Source organism: Shewanella sp. 10N.286.45.A1 (assembly GCF_041470405.1).
Classification (GTDB): Bacteria; Pseudomonadota; Gammaproteobacteria; order Enterobacterales; family Shewanellaceae; genus Shewanella.
This window is the reverse complement of the sequence record NZ_JBFRMK010000431.1, coordinates 1-1,883: the sequence shown is the minus strand read 5'-3', so window position 1 is coordinate 1,883 and position 1,883 is coordinate 1. Positions and strand designations below refer to the sequence as shown.

Annotated in this window: 2 protein-coding genes; both read left to right on the top strand. The window is 38.9% G+C overall.

Annotated features, from left to right (window positions below; translation table 11 throughout):
- The first annotated feature begins 455 nt into the window (after positions 1–455).
- Positions 456–914 (top strand): hypothetical protein, encoded by a 459-nt coding sequence (locus AB4238_RS22230; RefSeq protein WP_372035786.1) that lies wholly within the window; start codon positions 456–458, stop codon positions 912–914.
- A gap of 612 nt (positions 915–1,526) precedes the next feature.
- A complete protein-coding gene (locus AB4238_RS22225; RefSeq protein ID WP_372035784.1) occupies positions 1,527–1,766 on the top strand; it encodes a hypothetical protein in 240 nt (79 codons plus the stop codon).
- Positions 1,767–1,883: the final 117 nt, after the last annotated feature.

Genomic DNA, 1,883 nt, shown 5'->3' with positions numbered 1-1,883 from the left:
GAAGTTTTCCCCGAAGGGTAAAGCCTAGGCCTCAAAGGTACGCTAGAAATAAAAAATGCCAGTCAGCTTAACTGACCGGCATTACTGCTTATGCAGGCTTTTTTTGGCTGAGAATTTATACCGTAGCTATAACACTAATAGGGATCGTCGCGATCAAATTAACAGTAGTATTGGGGGAATAGATCAGAATAAACAGGCCAAATAGTAAACACGACGTGAATGCATCAAAAAATAACCAGTTAATTTAATGCTGATATATTAATAACTTAACCACACTAAAAATAGTCTTCAACACACTTGTCCACAGATTCTGTGGATAACCTTTATAAGTTATCTATACAGATATGCCTGAGATCTTTATCTAGGTCAAGCTTTGCGTTAGATCTAACAGTAAAATCTTGCGTTAGTGCAGGATTATCGTAATACTGCTAAAAAACAAATAATAAAAACTTATGTTGAAACTCCTTATTCTTATTGCTTCTCTATTAGCCATTTCTGGATGCGATAATACCGCGGGTCAATCTGTATTAGCAGACCCGTCAATTCCCTCTATGCGCACGCCTGAGCTCTCCTCTCTCGGCTTTTTAAATGCTATTTATGTGGAGCGTGATGTCGAGAAAGCCAAGCTGTTCGTCGATGACTCTATGAAGGATATTCTGTCACACTATTACATTGCAGCTTCAGTGCAGCGACATGTACTCAATTTGTCGTTAACCGACGTTGAGATGGAAGTCGATGAAGTTGATATCGACTTTTTTCGAAAAACAACTGAAGATGTCACCGTCATCGTAAAGATTATGGGATTACGCGGTGGCCAGTTTTGGGTCGATGATAGAACATTGCGCTTAAATAAACGCAAAGGGAAATGGATTATCACCGAAGTGGTACCTGAAAAAAGAAATGTAAATGGCTAGGTGCTAGGTGCTAGGTGCTAGGTGCTAGGTGCTAGGTGCTAGGTGCTAGGTTATGACATAACTCACAAACAAAAATAGCAACCCTAGGGTTGCTATTTCTTCTAGATAAATCTGATATCAGATTTATCTATGACTATCCTAATCCAAAAATGCTTCTTCATCCATTTCAACTGGCAGAGACTCTAACATCTCATCTTGTAGTTGATAATATGCGCCTTCATATTCCTGAACTTCCATAACGACTCCGGATCTTTGATTTAGGTGTAGGGTACAAAAGCATGTCATCAATAGTGTGACATTTTGCCTTTCTTAAAACATGCCAACTCTGCAGTGTTTCTATCGCAGATTATAACAGCATTACTGCAGCACTTACAGAAAACTTTCAGTTTAAAACGCAAAAACAGCCTAAAAGACTGTTTCAAGGCTAAAACACTCTATTTCACGTAGTTAAAACTGAAAGTCTTTCACTTTTTTATTCACTTTTACGCTAAACAGACATTTTTATACGCCCAAAAAATATACAAACCAGCAACATCTACTGCTACCACTTAAAAAACATCATCGCTGAATGCTCCCCATTGAATTAACGATGCTAATTAGAGGTAAAAAATAATGAGTGCATTAATTGACTTTGAAGCAGGCAAACTCGCTGAGTTATTTGAACAAAGTGACGACCTGTCGATATACATGTTTATGGAGAAGATGAACAGTCCAATTGATGCACAAAGTACGCTTATCAGTGAAATATCTTCATTGAGCCATAGAGAGCACAGCAGTATAGCCAAGGTTATAGAGTCACATGGGCAATCAGCCCTCAGCGGGCGTCTTATACCAATTGCATTAAAAGTTTGACCATTCAGCGGGAATTCAAAGCGCTGTAGGCAAGTAGTGGGATTTGAGCTAATAGTTATTCTCGGCTCTGGCATCCTGCTTCGCTCTACCTCCTAAATCCATTTAGTCGTATATCCA

Coding starts and splice junctions, on each gene's coding strand:
- AB4238_RS22225 (WP_372035784.1), top strand. CDS start 1,527: ATGAGTGCATTAATTGACTTTGAAGCAGGCAAACTCGCTGAGTTATTT.